Genomic DNA, 17,412 nt, shown 5'->3' with positions numbered 1-17,412 from the left:
GCGTCGTGCGGGGGCGAGGGATAAAGCGCCCTGCGGAGGGGTCGCATCGCCGCGCCGCGGCCCGCCGACGCGCTCCGCCTCACCCCATCGCCAGCCACGCCATGTAGCCGCCATAGGCCGCCAGCAGCGCCACCCCTTCGCCCCGCCGCACCCGCCAGCCCGTCACCGCGACCACCACCAGCGCCACGGTCGCCGCCAGCATGACCCACACGTCGCGCGACGCGATCTCTGGCGGCACGGGGATCGGCACGACCACCGCCGTCGCCCCGAGGATGCCGAGCAGGTTGAACACGTTCGACCCCACCACGTTGCCGAACGCCATCGCCCCCTGCCGCTTCACCGCCGCCACGAGCGAGGTGACCAGTTCCGGCAGCGACGTGCCCACGGCCACAACCGTCAGGCCGATCACCGCCTCGGACACGCCCCACGCCTGCGCCAGCCCCGTCGCCCCGCCCACAAGCAGGCGCGCGCCCAGCACCGTCGCCGCGATCCCCGCCACCGTCAGCACGACGGCCCGGAGCAGCGGCCCGGGCACGTCCCCCGCCGCTTGCGGCGCGTCCCGCTCCCCCCGCCACGCGGTCCACAGGTAGAGCGCCAGCCCCGCCAGCAGCATCAGCCCCAGCCCCCGCGACAGGCCCCCCGACAGCACGACCGCCGCGCCCGCCAGCGTGGCCAGCGCCAGCATCGTGCCGTCGCGGCGGAAGGCCGCGCGGTCCACCGCGAAGGGCATCGCCACCGCCGCGATGCCGAGGATCAGCAGCGCGTTGGCGACGTTGGAGCCGACCACGTTGCCGACCGCCACGCCCGGCGCGCCCGCGAAGGCGGCCTGCAGCGAGGTGACGAGTTCCGGCGTGGAGGTGCCGAAGCCCACCACCGTGAGGCCGATCAGCAGCGGCGAGACGCCCCAGCGGGCGGCCAGCGACGCGGCCCCGCGCACCAGCGCGTCGCCCCCCGCCACGAGCAGCAGGAGGCCGGAGCCGAGGGAGAGGAGGAGCATGGGACGGACCCGGATCGGCGGCTGCACCGGCCGCCGACATCGCGGGGCGCGCCGACCGCCCCGCCAGAGGGGCCCGGCGCCTGCGCGGCAGATGGGGGGGCCGGGGCGGCGCGCAAGGCCTCCCGCCAAAAGAAAAGGGCCGCCCCAGAGGGCGGCCCGATCCGTCGTCATGCCGTGGCGGTCACTCGCGGTTGCCGAGGAACTGCAGCAGGAACATGAACAGGTTGATGAAGTCGAGGTAGAGCGACAGCGCGCCCATGATCGCGGCCTTGCCCAGCCACTCGCTGTCGCCATGGGCGGCGTGGGCCACGTACTCGGTCTTGATCCGCTGCGTGTCGTAGGCGGTCAGGCCCGCGAAGATCAGCACGCCGATCACGGAGATCGCGAACTGCATCGCCGAGGACGCCACGAAGATGTTGATGATCGACGCGAGGATCAGGCCGATCAGGCCCATCAGGAGGAACGTGCCCATGCCGGACAGGTCCTTCTTGGTGGTGTAGCCCCACAGCGAAAGGCCCGCGAAGGCGCCGGCCGTCACGAGGAAGGTCGTCGCGATCGAGGTGCCGGTGAAGACGATGAAGATCGACGAGATCGACACGCCCATCACGGCGGCGAAGAGGTAGAACACGCCCTGCGCGGCGGCGGCCGACAGCTTGTTGATGCCGAAGGACAGCACCAGCACGAAGGCCAGCGGCGCGAACATCAGCACCCAGCGCAGCGGCGAGGCGTAGAGCGCGATGCCGAGCTGCGTCATCTGGCCGTCGACCATCGCGAGGCCCGAGATGGCCCACGCGGCGGCGAAGGTGATCAGGAGGCCCACGGACATCGTGCCGTAGACCTTGTTCATGTGCGCGCGCAGGCCCTCGTCGATCTCTGCGGCGCGGGCACCGGACACCTCGGTCCGGAACGCGTCGTACTGAGCCATTGATTCCTCCAGATGGCGTTCGGTGGCCCCGTCCGTACAGGGCCTACGTGTCGGAATATCGGCATCCGGGGCATCCTATTCAAGCATCCCGTCGCAGGTGCGACATGCTTTCCCGGCCCATCACGAGCCGGAATGCGCCGCATTCGATCATTCCGTTTGGGCGAGGCGCGGGCTGCGGTCTAGGCTGCGTCCGACAGGAGAGCCGCCATGCCCCGCAACCTCGACCTCGCCGCCCTGCGCGCCTTCGTGACCATCGCCTCCGCCGGGGGCGTCACCCGCGCCGCCGGGCTGCTCAACCTCACGCAGTCCGCCGTCTCGATGCAGCTCAAGCGGCTGGAGGAGGCGCTGGGCCAGCGCCTGATGGAGCGCGACGGGCGCGGCGTCCGCCTCACCGCGCAGGGCGAGGCCGCGCTGTCGCTCGCCCGCCGCATGACCGCGCTCAACGACGAGTTGGTCGAGCGGATGCGCCAGCGCGAGCCCGAGGGCGAGATCCGCCTCGGGGTCCCGCACGACATCGTGCCCGGCGCCATACCGCGCGTCATGCGCGCCTTCGCCGACGCCTACCCGCGCGTCCGCCTGACCCTGATCTCCTCGGTGACGATCACCCTGCACGAGATGTTCGCGCGCGGCGCCTGCGACGTGATGCTGGGCACCGAGGGCGCGGCTGGGCCGGGCGGCGAGGAGATCGCGCGCCGCCCCCTCGTCTGGGTGGCGGCCGAGGGGGCCACCGCGCCCCTGCGCCGCCCGCTGCCCCTCGCCTTCGAGGAGGCCTGCCTGTTCCGCGCCGCGGCCCAGGACGCGCTCGAGCGGGCCGGCATCCCGTGGGAGATCGCGGTCAGCGCGGACAACTCCCGCGCCATCGACGCCAGCGTCTCCGCCGACCTCGCCGTCCACGCGGTGCTCGGCGGGTTCGACACCCCGGAGCTCAGGCCCGTGCCGCACGGCGTCCTGCCCGATCTCGGGGACGTGGCGATCACGCTCTATTCCGCGCCGGGCGGGGACGCCGCGCGCGACCACCTGGAGGGGCTGCTCCGGCGCGCCTACGCGACGGCCGCGCTCACGGTGGCGGCGGAGTGATGCGGCGGTAGATCTCGGTGAGGATGGCCGCGCCCACGAGGATCGTCGCCGCGTAGCCGAGCGCCGCGAGCACGGCGAGCGGGGCCTCGGCGGCGAAGGTGAAGGGCAGGTCGGCGCGGAGGGCGTAGGCCGTCGGGCCGAACAGCGGCACCGCCTGCGCCGCCGCCGCGACGAGCGCGAGCACGGCGATGGGCCGGGCGAGGGGGCGGGTCGCCGCCCAGCTCTCCCCCATCCGCATCGGACGGTCCGCGACGGCGATGTGCGGCAGGCCCATGCCGCAGCGGTAGAGCAGCCACAGGAACGGGACGCCGAGGAGCGCGAAGGCGATCTCGACCCCGCCCAGCCCGTACAGGGCGTCGAGCCCGGTCGCGAACAGGTCGATCACCCCGTAGGGCATCGCCGCGCCGGTCTCCGCGACGTTGGCGGCGATGCCCAGCCCCGCGAGGACGAGCGCGGCGGGCGGCGCGAGCACCAGCCCGATGGCGAGGCCGATCACGAGGTAGGCGAGCCCGTAGGCGACCCAGCGGCGGACGGACGGGTCGGGCGCGCCCGGACGCAGCACGGCCCGGTGCCAGCCGACCACGGCGACGGCGAGGACGAGGGTCTCGACCGCCAGCCGCGCCAGCCCCCATCCGCCGGTGCCGTAGGCGTCCGGGTCCGCGTGGAAGCTCCACAGGTCGACGAGGTCCAGCGCCACGGTCGGCACGGCGATGGCCGCGAACAGGCCCGCCACCACGAGCGGGCGCGCGACCAAGGCGCGCAGGGCGCCCCCGAAGATCGCCGCGCCCCCGGCCCACGCGCTCACGGCGCGACCACGACCTTGCCCGTGGCCCGGCGCGTCCGGAGCAGGTCCAGCGCCTCCTCGACCCGGTCCAGCGGCAGCACGTGGGACACGTGGGGCGAGAGGCCGCCCTCGGACCACAGGCGCATCAGGCGCGCGACGCTCTCGGTCACCACCTCGGGCGCGAAGCGGAGGTAGCCGCCCCAGTAGACGCCGATCGCCTCGGCGTTCTTCACGAGCAGGTGGTTCGCCTTCCACACGGGCACGTCCCCGCTCGCGAAGCCGATGCAGAGCATCCGCCCCTCGGGCCGCAGCGCGCGCATCGCCGCGCGGGCGAGGTCGCCGCCCACGGCGTCGTAGATCACGTCCGCCCCGCCCGCCGCCCTCAGCCGGTCCGTCAGGTCCGGCGCCTCCGCGTCGATCACGTGCGCGGCCCCGGCCCCGCGCGCCACCTCGAGCTTGGCCGCGCCGCGCGCGACGGCGACGACCTCGGCCCCCATCCGGGCCCCCAGCTCCACCGCCGTCAGCCCGACGCCCCCCGCCGCGCCGAGCACGACCAGGCGCTCGCCGGCCGCGAGGCGGCCCCGCCGCCGCAGCGCCACGTCGGAGGTCGAGTAGGCCACGAGGAACCCCGCCGCGACCGCGTCCGGCATGTCGTCCGGGACGGGGACGCAGGACTCCGCGGGGACGACCGCGCGCTCGCCCAATCCGCCGCGCCCGCAGAACGCCGCGACCCGCGTGCCGACCGCCGGGCCCGCGACGCCCTCTCCCACGGCCTCGACGGTCCCGCACATCTCCATGCCGGGCACGAAGGGCAGGGGCGGGGTGTCCTGGTAGGTCCCGCCGATCATCAGCAGGTCGGCGAAGTTGAGGCCGCAGGCCCGCACGCGGAGCAGGACCTCCCCCGGTCCGGGCGCGGGCGGCGCGATCTCGGCCAGGTCGGCCCGTCCGGGGGCGGTGGCGACGAATGCTCTCATGCCCGTCCTGTGCACCGCCCGTGCGGGAACGGCCAGCCCGGCACCCTTCCCGCACCACCGGCGCGCAAGTGGCGGGGGCCTCGTGCACGTCGAGCGAACCCGCTTGTGCATCGCCGGGGTCTCGCTTTTCGGGGCCGCTTGAACAATTGTGACGCAAAGCGCGTTGTCGCAGCGACACACATAATCGATGGGAGCCGCGAAGCCTGCCGCGGACCCGTCCGAGGAGCCCGAGATGAAACACCCCGTGGACGTGCATGTCGGAAAGCGGATCCGACATCGGCGCTGGATGGTGGGCATGACCCAGCAGCAGCTCGCCGAGAAGGTGGGCATCAAGTTCCAGCAGATCCAGAAGTACGAGACCGGCATGAACCGCGTCTCCGCCTCCCGCCTCTGGGAGATCGCGGAGACCCTCGAGGTTCCGGTCGGCCATTTCTTCGAAGGGCTCGAGGGCGAGGCGGCCGTCCAGCAGGAGAGCCACGACTTCCTCTCCGACCGCGAGGCGATGGAGCTGATCCGCAGCTACTACGCCATCCCCGAGACGCAGCGGCGGCGCCTGTTCGACCTCGCCCGCGTCCTGAGCGAGTCGAACGCCGCCTGACGGCGGCGCACCCTACGACCGGAGGAGGGGCCGCCTCGCGCGGCCCCTTTTCGTGGCGCGGGCCGCGTTGACCCGGTCCGCGGACCCGTGCCAGGCCACGCGCATGTCGCCCCGCACCGATCCCGCCGCCCTCGCCACCGCCGTGGCCGCCGCCCATGCGATGGCCGATGCCGCGCGGGTGGCGATCCTCCCGCACTTCCGCACCCCGATGGACGTCGAGAGCAAGGGCGCCGCCTTCGATCCCGTGACCGTCGCCGACCGCGCGGGCGAGGCGGCGATGCGCGCCGTGCTCGCGGCGCGGCGGCCCGAGGACGGAGTGCTCGGCGAGGAGGAGGGCGCCACGGAGGGGACGTCGGGCCTGACATGGGTGCTCGACCCGATCGACGGGACGCGCGGCTTCATCTCCGGCACGCCGACATGGGGCGTGCTGATCGCGCTGCGCGACGCCGAGGGGCCGGTGCTGGGGATCGTCGACCAGCCGTTCACGGGGGAGCGGTTCCTCGGGACGCGCGACGGGGCGGTCTGGACGCGTGGGCAGGAGCGGCGCGAGATCCGCACGCGACGCACCGAGGCGCTGGCGGAGGCGACGATCCTGACCACGTTCCCGGAGGTCGGCGCGCAGGCCGAGGCCGCCGCCTTCCACCGCCTCGCCGAGCGCTGCCGCCTGACCCGCTACGGGATGGACTGCTACGGCTACGCGCTGCTCGCGGCGGGCTGCGTGGACCTCGTGGTCGAGGCGGGGCTGAACGCCTACGACATCGCCGCGCCGGTGGCCTTGGTGCAGGGCGCGGGCGGCACGGTCACGGCGTGGGACGGCGGGCCGGCCCACGACGGCGGAACGGCGGTGGCGGCGGCCACGCCCGCGCTGCACGCCGCCGCGCTGGAGGTGCTGCGTGGCTGACCTGATCCTGCGCGGCGGGCTGGTCGAGGCGATGGACGGCGCGGCGCCGTCCGAGCGCGACCTCTGCCTGTCGGGCGGCGTGGTGGTCGACGCGGTTCCGGACGGGGCGGAGGTGCTGGACGTGTCCGGCTGCCTCGTCACGCCGGGCCTGATCAACACGCATCACCACCTCTACCAGACGCTCACGCGGGGCATCGCGCAGGACGCGCCCCTCTTCGGCTGGCTCCAGACGCTCTATCCGATCTGGCAGCGGTTCACCCCCGACCACGTCGCCTGCGCCACGCGGCTGGGTCTGGCGGAGCTCGCCCTGTCGGGCTGCACGACGACCTCCGACCATCTCTACCTGTTCCCGAACGGCGTCCGGCTGGAGGACACGATCCACGCGGCCGCCGAGGTGGGCCTGCGCTTCCACCCCACCCGCGGCGCCATGTCCATCGGCGAGAGCGACGGCGGCCTGCCCCCCGACGCGCTGGTGGAGGACGAGCGCGCGATCCTCGACGACTGCATCCGCGTGATCGACGCCTTCCACGACCCCGCGCCCGGCTCCATGTGCCGCGTGGGCGTCGCGCCCTGCTCGCCCTTCTCCGTGTCCACCGGCCTGATGCGGGACGCCGCCCTCCTTGCGCGGGACAAGGGCGTGCGCCTCCACACCCACCTCGCCGAGAACGACGAGGACGTCGCCTTCTCCTTGGAGCGGTTCGGCCAGCGCCCCGGCGACTACGCGCGCGACCTCGGCTGGACGGGCGAGGACGTGTGGCACGCCCATTGCGTCAAGCTCGACGACGCCGAGACCCGCCTCTTCGCCGCCACCGGCACGGGCGTCGCCCACTGCCCCTGCTCCAACGGTCGCCTCGGCTCGGGCATCGCCCCGGTGCGGGCGATGGTGGACGCGGGCGTGCCGGTGGGGCTGGGGGTGGACGGCTCGGCGTCGAACGACCGCGCGTCGTTGGTCGAGGAGGCGCGGCAGGCGCTCCTGATGCAGCGCGCGGTCGGCGGGGCCGAGGCCTTCGCCCACCGCGAGGCGATGGCGCTCGCCACCACCGGCGGCGCGCGGGTGCTGGGGCGCGACGACGTGGGCACCTTGGCGCCGGGGATGCGCGCGGACGTGGCGGTCTGGGACATGGCCGGGCTGGACGCCGCCGGGTCGTGGGACGCGGGCGCCCTGCTGCTCGCCGGGCCGCGCCGGGTCCGCGACCTCCTCGTCGAGGGGCGGCGCGTGGTCGAGGCGGGGCGCGTCGTCACGATCGACGTCCCGGCCGAGGTGGCGCGGGCGAGGCGGCTGGTCGAGGCCCTCGCCTAGTCCGTACGGATCGTGAAGACCGGCCCCGGCGCGGCGTACGTTCCGTACGGTTCACAGCCCCAAGGGCAGGTCCCACCGCACCACGCGCCGCAGCCCGCAGCGATCCTCGCCGCGCAGCAGCGCCCATTCGAGCCGCACCAAGGTGCCGATGCAGTGCGCCGTCGCCTCCGGCAGGTCGCCGCCTTCGTCCAGCGCAGGCTCGTCCACCTCGATCAGCACCGTCTTGCGCCAGCCCCACGGCCGGGGGGCGAGGATCACCACCATCTCGGCCCGCCCGTCGCAATGCCGACCGCAGTCGATCTCGGGGAAGTGCCGCAGGTTGGCCCAGCGCCGCAGGGTCACGCCGGTCACGCGCGGATCCTCCGTCGGCGGCGGGCCGTCCAGTTCCAGCCAGTAGGCCGGCCCCTGCGACCCGTCCCCCACCACGACGGCGCCACCCCGCGCAGGCAGGAAGGACAGGCCCGCGAGGACCGCGAGGGCGAGGGCGGAGAGGGTGGCGAGGCGCACCGCCCTCACCTAGCCCGGCGCGTCCTACCCATCCACGCGGATGCGCGCGTTCGTCGGGTCGTGCGGGCTGTCCTCCGTCACCTCCGCGTCCCACAGCTCCCGGTGCATCCGCACCTTCAGCTTGGTCCCCGGCTCGGCCATCGACGGCGGCACGTAGCCCATGCCGATGCTCTTGCCGAACGCGACCGAGTACCCGCCCGAGGTCAGCCGCCCGATCTTCTCGCCCCCATTGTGGGGATAGAGCGCCTCGCGACCCCACGGATCGCTGTCCTCCGGCCCGTCGATCAGCATGGTGACGCAGCGCGAGCGGATGCCCGTCTCCTCCATCGCGGCCTTCCCGTGGAAGTCCTTGGACAGGTCCACGAAGCGGTCCAGCCCCGCCTCCAGCGGCGTGGCGTCCCGGCCCAGTTCGGTCCCGAAGGCGCGATACGACTTCTCCTGCCGCAGCCAGTTCTGCGCCCGCGCGCCCACCAGCTTCAGGCCGTGCGGCTCCCCCGCCTCCATCAGCTTGTCGAACAGGTAGTTCTGCATCTCGATCGGGTGGTGCAGCTCCCAGCCCAGCTCGCCCGTGTAGGCCACGCGCACCGCGCGGACGGGGCACATCAGCAGCTCGACGTCGCGCGCCGACAGCCACGGGAACAGCTTGTTACCCAACGCCGCCGCCCCCTCGCGGTGGCGGATCAGCGGCGCCAGCACGTCGCGGGACCGGGGCCCGGCCAGCGCGAACACCCCCCACTGCGTCGTCACGTCGTGGCAGTCGATGCGCCCGAACTCCGGCTCCTTGTCGGCGATGGCCTTGCGCAGGAAGTCCCCGTCATAGGCCGTCCACGCCCCCGCCGAGATGAGGTAGAACCGGTCCTCGGCCAGCCGGACGATGGTGTACTCCGTCCGCGTCGTGCCCGCCCCGGTCAGCGCATAGGTCAGGTTGATGCGCCCCACCTTGGGCAGCCGGTTGGTCGTGAACCAGTCGAGGAAGGCCGCCGCCCCCGCGCCCGACACCTCGTGCTTGGTGAAGGCCGTCGCGTCGATCAGCCCCGCCGCCTCGCGCACGGCGGTCGCCTCCTCGTGCACGTCCGGCCACCAGACTCCGCGCCGGAAGGACCGTCCCGCGTGGTCGTAGTCGGCGGGCGCGTCGATGGGCCCGTAGTAGTTCGGCCGCTCCCAGCCGTTGACCTGCCCGAACTGCGCGCCCCGCGCCTTCTGGCGGTCGTAGGCGGGCGAGGTCCGCAGGGGCCGCGCCGCGCCCCGCTCCTCGTCGGGGTGGTGCAGGATGAAGACGTGCTCGTAGCACTCCTCGTTCTTGCGGGACGCATACTCCGTCGTGACCCAGTCGCCGTAGCGGCGCGGGTCGAGCGAGGCCATGTCGATCTCCGCCTCCCCCTCGACCATCATCTGCGCGAGGTAGTGGCCCGTCCCCCCGGCCGCCGTGATCCCGAAGGAGAAGCCCTCGGCCAGCCACATGTTGCGCAACCCCGGCGCCGGCCCGACCAGCGGGTTGCCGTCGGGGGTGTAGACGATAGGGCCGTTGAAGTCGTCCTTCAGCCCCACCTCCTCCGTGGTCGGGATGCGGTGGATGAAGGACATGTACTCCTCCTCGATCCGCTCGAGGTCGAGCGGGAAGAGGTCGGCGCGGAAGCTGTCGGGCACCTCGTAGGGGAAGCGCGCGGGCGCGTCCTGCTCGTAGGGGCCGAGGATCCAGCCGCCCCGCTCCTCTCGGACGTACCACTTGGCGTCCGCGTCGCGCAGCACGGGGTGCTCGGGGTTGCCCGACTTGCGCCACTCCACCAGCGCGGGGTCCGGCTCCGTGACGATGTACTGGTGCTCGACCGGGATGGCGGGCAGCTTGATCCCCAGCATCCGCGCCGTGCGCTGGACGTGGTTGCCGGTGGCGGTCACGACGTGCTCCGCCTCGATCACCGCCGTCTCCTCGGTCGGCACGAGGTTGCCGCCCCGGTCCGTCATCTTGGTGACCGAGACCTTCCAATGGTCCCCGGCCCAGTCGTAGCCGTCCACCTGCCACTTCCGCTCGATCACGGCGCCGTGCTGGCGGGCGCCCTTGGCCATCGCCATCGTGACGTCCGCCGGGTTGATGTAGCCGTCCGTGGGGTGGAGGATCGCGCCCTGCAGATCCTCGGTCCGCACCAAGGGGTAGCGGTCCTTGATCTGCGCCGGCGTCAGGAACTCGTAGGGAACCCCCACCGTCTCGGCGGTCGAGGCGTAGAGCATGTACTCGTCCATGCGCGCCTGCGTCTGCGCCATCCGCAGGTTTCCCACGACCGAGAAGCCGGGGTTCAGCCCCGTCTCCGCCTCCAGCCCCTTGTAGAACTTCACGCTGTGATCGTGGATGTGGCTGGTCGCGAAGGACATGTTGAACAGCGGCAGCAGGCCCGCGGCGTGCCATGTCGAGCCGGAGGTCAGCTCGTCGCGCTCCAAGAGCATCGTCTCCCACCCGGCCTTCGCCAGATGATACGCGATCCCCGTCCCGACGGCCCCGCCGCCCACCACCAAGGCCTTCACGCGCGTCTTCATGGGGGTCCCTCCCGCAACTTTCGCAGGACAGGTCGCACACGGACCGCAGGAACGGTCAATCGCGCGCGACCGCCCAAGGCGGAATGCGACGCACCCCCTTCGATGTTCCCGAAATACTCCGGGGTCCGGGGCAGGGCCCCGGCGGGTCGGCCCGCAGGGCCGAGGCGATCACACCACCCCGATCTCCGCCAAGGCCATCTGCAGCTTCGGCGGCAGCGGCATCTCGTGCAGGCGCTCCGCGTCGATGTCCTTCGGCGCGTCCTCCGCCGTCAGGTAGCGCCAGCCTTGGAACGCCTTCTTCGGCGTCGGCACCACCGGGGTCAGCCCCGGCCTCAGCACGATGCCGCAGCGGCGGATGCCGTCCTTGCGGACCACCTCGTCCAGCCGCAGCACCTCCTGCCGGCACAGGATCACGCCCTTGATGACCCAGTAGATCGACCCGCCCGCGACGATCTCGGCCTCGCGCTTGGGCCACATCCGGGTGACGTGGCGCGGGTTGCCGTCGGGGCCCTTGGCCCGCGCGTTGCGCTGCCACTTGGCCAGCCCGTCGATGCTGCGCGTGCCCACGCTGAGCTTGATGAGATTGACGGCCATGGTGACACCCCCCGCGAATGCCCCCATATCTGGCATTCGGCCCCGCGCCCGCAACCACCCCTAGGGAATTCCGCCGATGACCGCGTTCGAGGCCCCCATCTCCGAGGCGATCTGGGACATGAAGTACCGTCTCCGGGACGCCGACGGCGCGCCCGTGGACGCGACCCTGTCGGACACGTGGGACCGAATTGCGGGCGCGCTGGCGCAGGCCGAGGCCGATCCCGACCGCTGGCGCCCCGTCTTCGCCGACGCCCTGCGCGGCTTCCGCTTCCTCCCGGCGGGCCGCATCGTCGCGGGGGCGGGGACGGCGCGGGACGTGACGCTGTTCAACTGCTTCGTCATGGGCACGATCCCCGACGACATGGGCGGCATCTTCGAGGGGCTGAAGGAGGCGGCGCTCACGCTGCAGCGCGGCGGAGGCATCGGCTACGACTTCTCCACGATCAGGCCCAAGGGCGCGCGGGTGCGCGGCCTTGGCTCCGACGCCTCCGGCCCGCTGTCGTTCATGGACGTGTGGGACAGCATGTGCCGCACGATCATGTCGGCGGGCTCCCGGCGCGGCGCGATGATGGCGACGCTGCGCTGCGACCACCCGGACGTGATGGCCTTCGTCGAGGCCAAGTCCGACCCCGCGCGCCTGCGGAACTTCAACCTCTCGGTCCTCGTCACCGACGCCTTCATGGAGGCGCGCGAGGCGGGCGCCGACTGGCCGCTCGTGTTCGGCGGCGAGACCTATGCCACGGTCCCCGCCCGAGACCTGTGGGACGCGATCATGCGCGCCACCTACGCGCAGGCCGAGCCGGGCGTGATCTTCATCGATCGCATCAACGCGCTCAACAACCTGAGCTACGCCGAGACGATCCACGCCACGAACCCCTGCGGCGAGCAGCCCCTGCCCCCCTACGGCGCGTGCCTGCTGGGCTCGATCAACCTCGCGACGCTCGTCGCGGACCCGTTCGGGGCGGACGCCGCGCTGGACGAGGCGGAGCTCGACGCGCTGGTGGCGACCGCCGTGCGGATGATGGACGACGTGGTCGACGTCTCGCGCTTCCCCCTGCCGCAGCAGGCCGAGGAGGCGCGGGCCAAGCGCCGCATCGGCCTCGGCGTCACGGGCCTCGCGGACGCCCTCGCCATGACCGGCCTGCGCTACGGCGCGCCCGAGGCGGTGGATCGCACGGCCCACTGGCTGCGCCGGATCGCCAACGCCGCCTACCGCGCCTCGGCCCGGCTGGCGGAGGAGAAGGGCGCCTTCCCCCTCTACGACCGCGACGCGATCCTCGCCGCGCCGATGGTGGCCAAGCTCGACGACGACGTGCGCGACCTGATCGCCGCGCACGGCCTGCGCAACGCGCTCCTGACCTCCATCGCACCGACGGGGACGATCTCGCTCTTGGCGGGCAACGTGTCGTCGGGGATCGAGCCGATTTTCGCCACCGCCTACACCCGCAAGGTGCTCCAGCCCGACGGCACCCGCACCGAGGAGGTGGTCGAGGACCGCGCCGTCGCCGTCTGGCGAAGCCTCCACGGCGACGCGCCGCTGCCCGACCACGTCGTGACCGCGCAGGACCTGACCCCGTCCGAGCACGTCGCCATGCAGGCCGCCGCGCAGGCGTGGGTGGACAGCAGCATCTCCAAGACGATCAACGTCCCCGAGGACATCCCCTTCGCCGACTTCAAGGACGTCTACCTCGAGGCGTGGCGCACCGGCTGCAAGGGCTGCACCACCTACCGCCCCAACGCGATCACGGGCTCGGTCCTCTCGACCGGGGCGGAGGCGCGCGACCACTCCACCCCCGCCGACCGCCCGCCCACGCTGGAGGGCCGGACCTACAAGCTGAAATGGCCCGACAGCCCGCACGCGCTCTACGTCACCGTCAACGACGCGACCGACGCGGGCGGGCGCCGCCCCTTCGAGGTCTTCGTGAACTCCAAGAACATGGAGCACTTCGCGTGGACCGTGGGCCTGACCCGCATGATCTCGGCGGTGTTCCGGCGCGGCGGCGACGTCTCCTTCGTGGTCGAGGAGCTCAAGGCCGTGTTCGACCCCCGCGGCGGCGCGTGGATGGAGGGGCGCTACGTGCCCTCCATCCTCGCGGCCATCGGCGGGGTGCTGGAGCGGCACATGGTCGAGACGGGCTACCTGTCGGGCGAAGGGCTGGGCCTGAAGGCCGACCCCCTCGCGCCCGCCCCCGAGGCCACCGCCACGGCGCGCCCCGCCACCTGCCCGTCCTGCGGGGCGGCGGAGCTGCACATGGAGGAAGGCTGCGCCACCTGCGGCAGTTGCGGCTGGTCCGCCTGCGGGTAGCGGCGGAGCGGGACGTGTGGACGTGGGTGCGGCCAGGAAGCCGCCACGTCGGTGAAACGGCCGCTCCCGCGCATGCGGTCGGCTGCCATCGCTCGCAGATGTCGGGCGGTCGGCTCCGTCCATCGAGACCGCGACCGGCGGGCATCGTCCGCCCATGCAAGCGTTCGATCGGGTCTTCGCGAAGGGCTGGTGGCCGTGCCGGCGCGGGGGGGCGAAGGCCCCGCAGCGGTCTCGATGACCGACGAAGCGCCGGCCTACCTTTCCGGGCGTCGCGCACCATGCTGTGCCCGAGGGTGGAAACCGGGCTCGGCGGTATCCGCGAGATCCTGTCCGCGGATGCCCTTCGGGGGACGGCGGGGCGGTGGCTCGCTTCCCGATGCGACCCAAGCCCCCGCGCCGCTGATCATCGCCCGGACGTAGCGCCATGACCGCCCTCCGCCTCCTCGCGGCCATCCACCTCGAGCCAGATCGCCCCGAGGGCGATGGCGCTACGACATCCGACCGGGGGCGCCGCGTGACGGCCCGCGACGATCTCATGGACGATCTCGCGCTTCTCCGGACATGGACGCGGCCCCACGAGCCCACGAGGCTGCGGCGCCGCCTTCGCGGGGAGGGGAGCCGCCCTGCGCGGGAGAGGCGGGACCGGGCCTCCGATGAGCTCACGGACGCATCGGACGCCGCACCGTCGGACGGCTGAACCGGCTCCGGGACGACGGAGGCCGGCATCCACCGGCCTTCACTTGGGCCCTAGGTCCAGGACGCGGAGGCCGTTTGGGCTCGACCGGCGTCGCAGGGGCGGGCGAGGCGCGCGACATCCTTCGGGGTGGCCCCTGCCGCCGGCTCCGCCCTCAGGGGGTCACGGCCCTTCGCCGTCCGGATCGACGTCGCCGCGCCAGTCGGGATCGTCGAGCCAGGCCCGAAGCGGAACCGCGCGGTCCGCGCTGCCGGTCTCGACGACCCGCCGCGCGCGCACGAGGCGGCGCACCTCCTCCTCCGCATCTGGCTCGTCCGACCCGACGGCGGCACGGGCGGCGAGATGGATGCGGATCAGATAGAGGGCGGGCGCATCCTCGGGCAGCGGGTCGCCGACGGCCGTGGGCGGAATGGAGTAGCCCGAGGGGCCGTCGTTGTAGCTGTCGACGGTGATCGTGGCGACCGTGCCCGGTTGCCCGCAGACGCGGAACCGGGCGAGCGTGTGCGCCGATCCCATCTTCTCCGCGATGGTCTGCGGGTCGTAGTCGGGGCGGTGGAAGACCCGCTCCCATCCTGCGTCGCGCATCGCGTCGTGGAGGCGATCCGCCATCACGCGCGCGTCGGCGAAGGCCAAGGGCTCCATCGGAAGGACGGCGTCGACCGAGCTGATCCAGAGCGCCTCGTATGCGACGGCCACGATCCGACCCGGCGGCAGGACGACGGGCGGGCAGGCCCCGTCGTCGTAGCGCAGCGCATAGCCGTCCGGCCCGTCCGTCGCCGAGGCCAAGGCCTGGAAATAGAGCGTATCGACGTCCCGCAGGCCTTCCACGCCCACCGAGCCGAGATCCAGCACCTCCGCGTGCCGCTCCATGAACGTCGGCAGGGATCCGAGCAGCCGCAGGTCCAGCGTGGCGGGAGGGGCGAGCGTCATGGGCGGGTCTCCGTCGTGCAGGACCAAGGCCCCGAGGGCGAGGCCCGCGATTCCGACGGCCGCGAGGATCGGGCGGCGATCTCTGACCATGACGAAAACCTCCTCATCGTGCGATCCCCTCGATCTCGTACATGCGCTCGATAAGATCGCCGTAATAGTCGACGCGATCGAACGGGTTCGCGATGTCGCGGTCCCCCAAGCGCACGAGGTCGTCGCGCGTGCAGGTCTTGGCGACTGGGATCGACGTCTGGTCCCCCGGCATGATGGCCTCGCCCCGCGCCATGTCGCGGAAGGCCTCCGCGTGCCGGTCGTAGACGGGTTGGACGACCCGGACCTGCTCGTATCTCGCGATGCGGTCGGCGGCTTGCCGGAGTTCGCCCCGCTCCATCTCCTCCAAGGCCGTCTCGATCTCTCCGGGGACCTCGATGGCCCCTTCCGCCATGCATTCCTTCAGCTTCTCGAGCCCGCAGTTCGCGACGAAGCGGTTCGCGGGGTAGATGCTCTCGAAGATTGTCGTGTTCGCGTCCTTCAGCGCCTCCAGGTTCTGGCCGGGATTGATGCCGAACACCCGCCCGACCTGCGCCATCCCGCTCGTGACCTCCTTCATCGCGCAGCCGCCCTGGACCGACACGTAGGACGCCAGCCGCACCCAGTCGTTCTGCGGCATGTCCCGGGCGAGCCGCTCGTAGGCATCCGTGATCGCCACGTTGCGCGCGATCGGGTCCTCGATCCGCTTGATGCGGTTCACCTCGTCCTGAACCTGCGCGGCGGCCTCCTCGCAGGTGTCGGGACAGGATCCGACGGAGGCGGCGGAGGAGCTGGTCGTGGGGAGGTCCTGGGGCATCAGGCGGGCTCGGCGGCGGGGGCCAGGAGGCGACGGCGCAGCGTCGCACAGCGGCGTTCCTGCGACCAGCCCTTGCGCCCGAGCAGAGCGGCCACGTCCGGGCGATCGAGGATCTCGGCGCCGTGTCGCCACATGACCTCGACGAGGTCGCACAGATGCTGGTCGGCGCGGAACGCCGTCCGCTCGACGGCCGTGCGACGTAGGTGGCGGACCCGCGCCGCCGTCGCGTCGTCATCGACCGCGCCGTGGTCCGCCACGACGGTGCGCAGGATCGCTGCGTCGAGGGGGGCGAAGCGCGGCTCCTCAAGAAGGTCCACCTGTGCGGCGTCGAGCGCCAACGGTCCCTCCGGCGCGGCGAGCCCGTCCTGCGACGCGACGATCGAGAAGACACCGTCCGGCGCGACGGCCAAGGCCGCGGCGGCCGGGCCGAGGAGGCGGGCGACCTGCGCCGGACGCAGGAGCGGGACGAGCGCCGCGACGACCCGCGCGTCGGCATGGCGGAAGGCCACCTCCTCCTCGCCCGTGGGGTTGGGATGGCGGGGCCGCGGGCGGCGGGCCAGCCGGATCAGGTTGAGCCCCCGGAGGTGGCGCCGGATCGTGGCCGTGTCCGTCCCCCCCGGGAAGGCCCAGATCACCGGCCCCGCATCGGCGTGCCGCTCCAACAGGCCCGACCACGCCTGCCGCGCGGTCCGCGCGTCCACCGCGACGGGGCGGGGCGGGGCGAAGAGCGGCGAGTCCTCGTCGCGCTCGGCCGCCCGCGCCGCCGCCTCGGCCAGCGCGGCGGCCATGCGCTCGGGATCGTCGTCGGTCGGCACGCCCGCCATCGGGTCCGCCGTGGCGCGATCCGGCAGGACCATCCATGGCCCCGCGTCCCGCTGCGCACGCGGCATCGTGTCGCTCATCAGGGGACGCCCGTGGATGCCGAGGGCGTCAAGCGCCTCGCCGACGTCCTCCAGCAGCGCGCCGTCGAGCGTGGCCACGAGGCGGTGCCCGCCGCCGAGCGCGGCCTCGACCGCCGACGCGGCGTCGCGGAGAAGGGCGGGCGGCGGCGTCACGTCTTGGAGAAGGGAGTCCCCGCCGCCGCCTGCGCGCGCTGGCACGAGGGCTTGCGGGCCGCCTCGGGCGTGTCCGCGACTGAGCCGCCGCCGCCCGACTTGTCGCCGATGTGAACGTCCCCGCTCGCCGTCGCGGCCATCCCGCCGCAGTCGATCCCGTCGCCCTTCCGCCCGGCGGGCTTGCCGTTGACGAACACCGTCGCCGAGCCCCCCGACAGCGCCCGTCCATGCGGCCCCGCATGACCCGCGACGCAGGGATGCGGCGCGAACGCATCCCCCTGCCGCATCAGCGCGCGCCCGTTGACGTAGACGTCCGGGCTTCCCCCGGTCGCCGGGGTGGGCGGGAAGTGGCAGCCATGGCCGGAGCCGATGTCGCCTTTGCGGTGGGCGGGGGGCAT

General features: G+C 73.2%; 16 protein-coding genes. 5 read left to right on the top strand and 11 right to left on the bottom strand.

What is annotated here, in order from left to right; genetic code table 11:
* Positions 1–79: 79 nt before the first annotated feature.
* Complete coding sequence (locus tag JQC91_RS03435; RefSeq protein WP_203285358.1) at positions 80–997, bottom strand: calcium/sodium antiporter; 918 nt, start codon at positions 995–997, stop codon at positions 80–82.
* Positions 998–1,178: 181 nt separating this feature from the next.
* Entirely contained in the window at positions 1,179–1,922 is a 744-nt protein-coding gene (locus JQC91_RS03430) for a Bax inhibitor-1/YccA family protein (RefSeq protein WP_203285357.1), read from the bottom strand.
* Between the two features lie 207 nt (positions 1,923–2,129).
* Here JQC91_RS03430 and JQC91_RS03425 point away from each other — a divergent pair, with 207 nt between their 5' ends.
* Positions 2,130–2,999 carry a LysR family transcriptional regulator gene (locus JQC91_RS03425; protein WP_203285356.1) on the top strand — a complete coding sequence of 290 codons (870 nt, stop codon included), beginning with the start codon at positions 2,130–2,132 and terminating at the stop codon, positions 2,997–2,999.
* Here JQC91_RS03425 and JQC91_RS03420 read toward each other — a convergent pair.
* Together JQC91_RS03420 and JQC91_RS03415 are read right to left on the bottom strand one after the other, a co-directional pair.
* Positions 2,980–3,804 carry a hypothetical protein gene (locus tag JQC91_RS03420; RefSeq protein WP_203285355.1) on the bottom strand — a complete coding sequence of 275 codons (825 nt, stop codon included), beginning with the start codon at positions 3,802–3,804 and terminating at the stop codon, positions 2,980–2,982. The two genes, JQC91_RS03425 and JQC91_RS03420, sit on opposite strands and share 20 nt — an antisense overlap.
* Positions 3,801–4,757, bottom strand: coding sequence for an NADPH:quinone oxidoreductase family protein (locus JQC91_RS03415; RefSeq protein WP_203285354.1), 957 nt, complete (start codon positions 4,755–4,757; stop codon positions 3,801–3,803). Before JQC91_RS03415 ends, JQC91_RS03420 begins: the two co-directional genes overlap by 4 nt.
* A 232-nt stretch (positions 4,758–4,989) precedes the next feature.
* On the opposite strand from JQC91_RS03415, the gene JQC91_RS03410 reads away from it, so the two are divergent.
* The 3 genes from JQC91_RS03410 to JQC91_RS03400 all read left to right on the top strand — a co-directional run bounded on the left by JQC91_RS03410 (position 4,990) and on the right by JQC91_RS03400 (position 7,556).
* Positions 4,990–5,355 (top strand): helix-turn-helix transcriptional regulator, encoded by a 366-nt coding sequence (locus JQC91_RS03410; protein WP_203285353.1) that lies wholly within the window; start codon positions 4,990–4,992, stop codon positions 5,353–5,355.
* A gap of 103 nt (positions 5,356–5,458) precedes the next feature.
* Positions 5,459–6,256, top strand: a complete 798-nt coding sequence (gene hisN / locus JQC91_RS03405; RefSeq protein WP_203285352.1) for a histidinol-phosphatase — start codon at positions 5,459–5,461, stop codon at positions 6,254–6,256.
* Entirely contained in the window at positions 6,249–7,556 is a 1,308-nt protein-coding gene (locus JQC91_RS03400) for an 8-oxoguanine deaminase (protein ID WP_343069893.1), read from the top strand. The genes hisN and JQC91_RS03400 overlap by 8 nt, the downstream gene beginning before the upstream one ends.
* Positions 7,557–7,607: 51 nt before the next feature.
* On the opposite strand, the gene JQC91_RS03395 is transcribed toward JQC91_RS03400, so the two are convergent.
* From JQC91_RS03395 to JQC91_RS03385, 3 genes are all read right to left on the bottom strand, one after another.
* Positions 7,608–8,063, bottom strand: a complete 456-nt coding sequence (locus JQC91_RS03395; protein ID WP_203285351.1) for a hypothetical protein — start codon at positions 8,061–8,063, stop codon at positions 7,608–7,610.
* A 24-nt stretch (positions 8,064–8,087) separates the two neighbouring features.
* Entirely contained in the window at positions 8,088–10,592 is a 2,505-nt protein-coding gene (locus JQC91_RS03390) for an FAD-dependent oxidoreductase (protein ID WP_203285350.1), read from the bottom strand.
* Positions 10,593–10,760: 168 nt separating this feature from the next.
* Entirely contained in the window at positions 10,761–11,186 is a 426-nt protein-coding gene (locus tag JQC91_RS03385) for a DUF1489 domain-containing protein (RefSeq protein WP_203285349.1), read from the bottom strand.
* Between the two features lie 76 nt (positions 11,187–11,262).
* Here JQC91_RS03385 and JQC91_RS03380 point away from each other — a divergent pair, with 76 nt between their 5' ends.
* Entirely contained in the window at positions 11,263–13,491 is a 2,229-nt protein-coding gene (locus JQC91_RS03380; RefSeq protein ID WP_203285348.1) for an adenosylcobalamin-dependent ribonucleoside-diphosphate reductase, read from the top strand.
* 856 nt (positions 13,492–14,347) lie between these two features.
* Here the strand turns inward: JQC91_RS03380 and JQC91_RS03375 are convergent.
* From JQC91_RS03375 to JQC91_RS03360, 4 genes are read right to left on the bottom strand one after another with little or no spacing between them, the layout of a single operon-like run.
* On the bottom strand, positions 14,348–15,205 hold the full coding sequence (locus tag JQC91_RS03375; RefSeq protein WP_203285347.1) for a hypothetical protein: 858 nt from the start codon (positions 15,203–15,205) through the stop codon (positions 14,348–14,350).
* A 13-nt stretch (positions 15,206–15,218) separates the two neighbouring features.
* Complete coding sequence (locus tag JQC91_RS03370) at positions 15,219–15,959, bottom strand: hypothetical protein (protein WP_203285346.1); 741 nt, start codon at positions 15,957–15,959, stop codon at positions 15,219–15,221.
* A complete protein-coding gene (locus JQC91_RS03365) occupies positions 15,959–17,014 on the bottom strand; it encodes a hypothetical protein (protein WP_203285345.1) in 1,056 nt (351 codons plus the stop codon). Before JQC91_RS03365 ends, JQC91_RS03370 begins: the two co-directional genes overlap by 1 nt.
* A complete protein-coding gene (locus JQC91_RS03360; protein ID WP_203285344.1) occupies positions 17,011–17,412 on the bottom strand; it encodes a PAAR domain-containing protein in 402 nt (133 codons plus the stop codon). The genes JQC91_RS03365 and JQC91_RS03360 overlap by 4 nt, the downstream gene beginning before the upstream one ends.

It is taken from the genome of Jannaschia sp. Os4 (assembly GCF_016820245.1).
Taxonomy (GTDB): Bacteria; Pseudomonadota; Alphaproteobacteria; order Rhodobacterales; family Rhodobacteraceae; genus Jannaschia.
The sequence above is the reverse complement of the archived record's forward strand: the minus strand, read 5'-3'. Positions and strand labels throughout refer to the sequence as shown.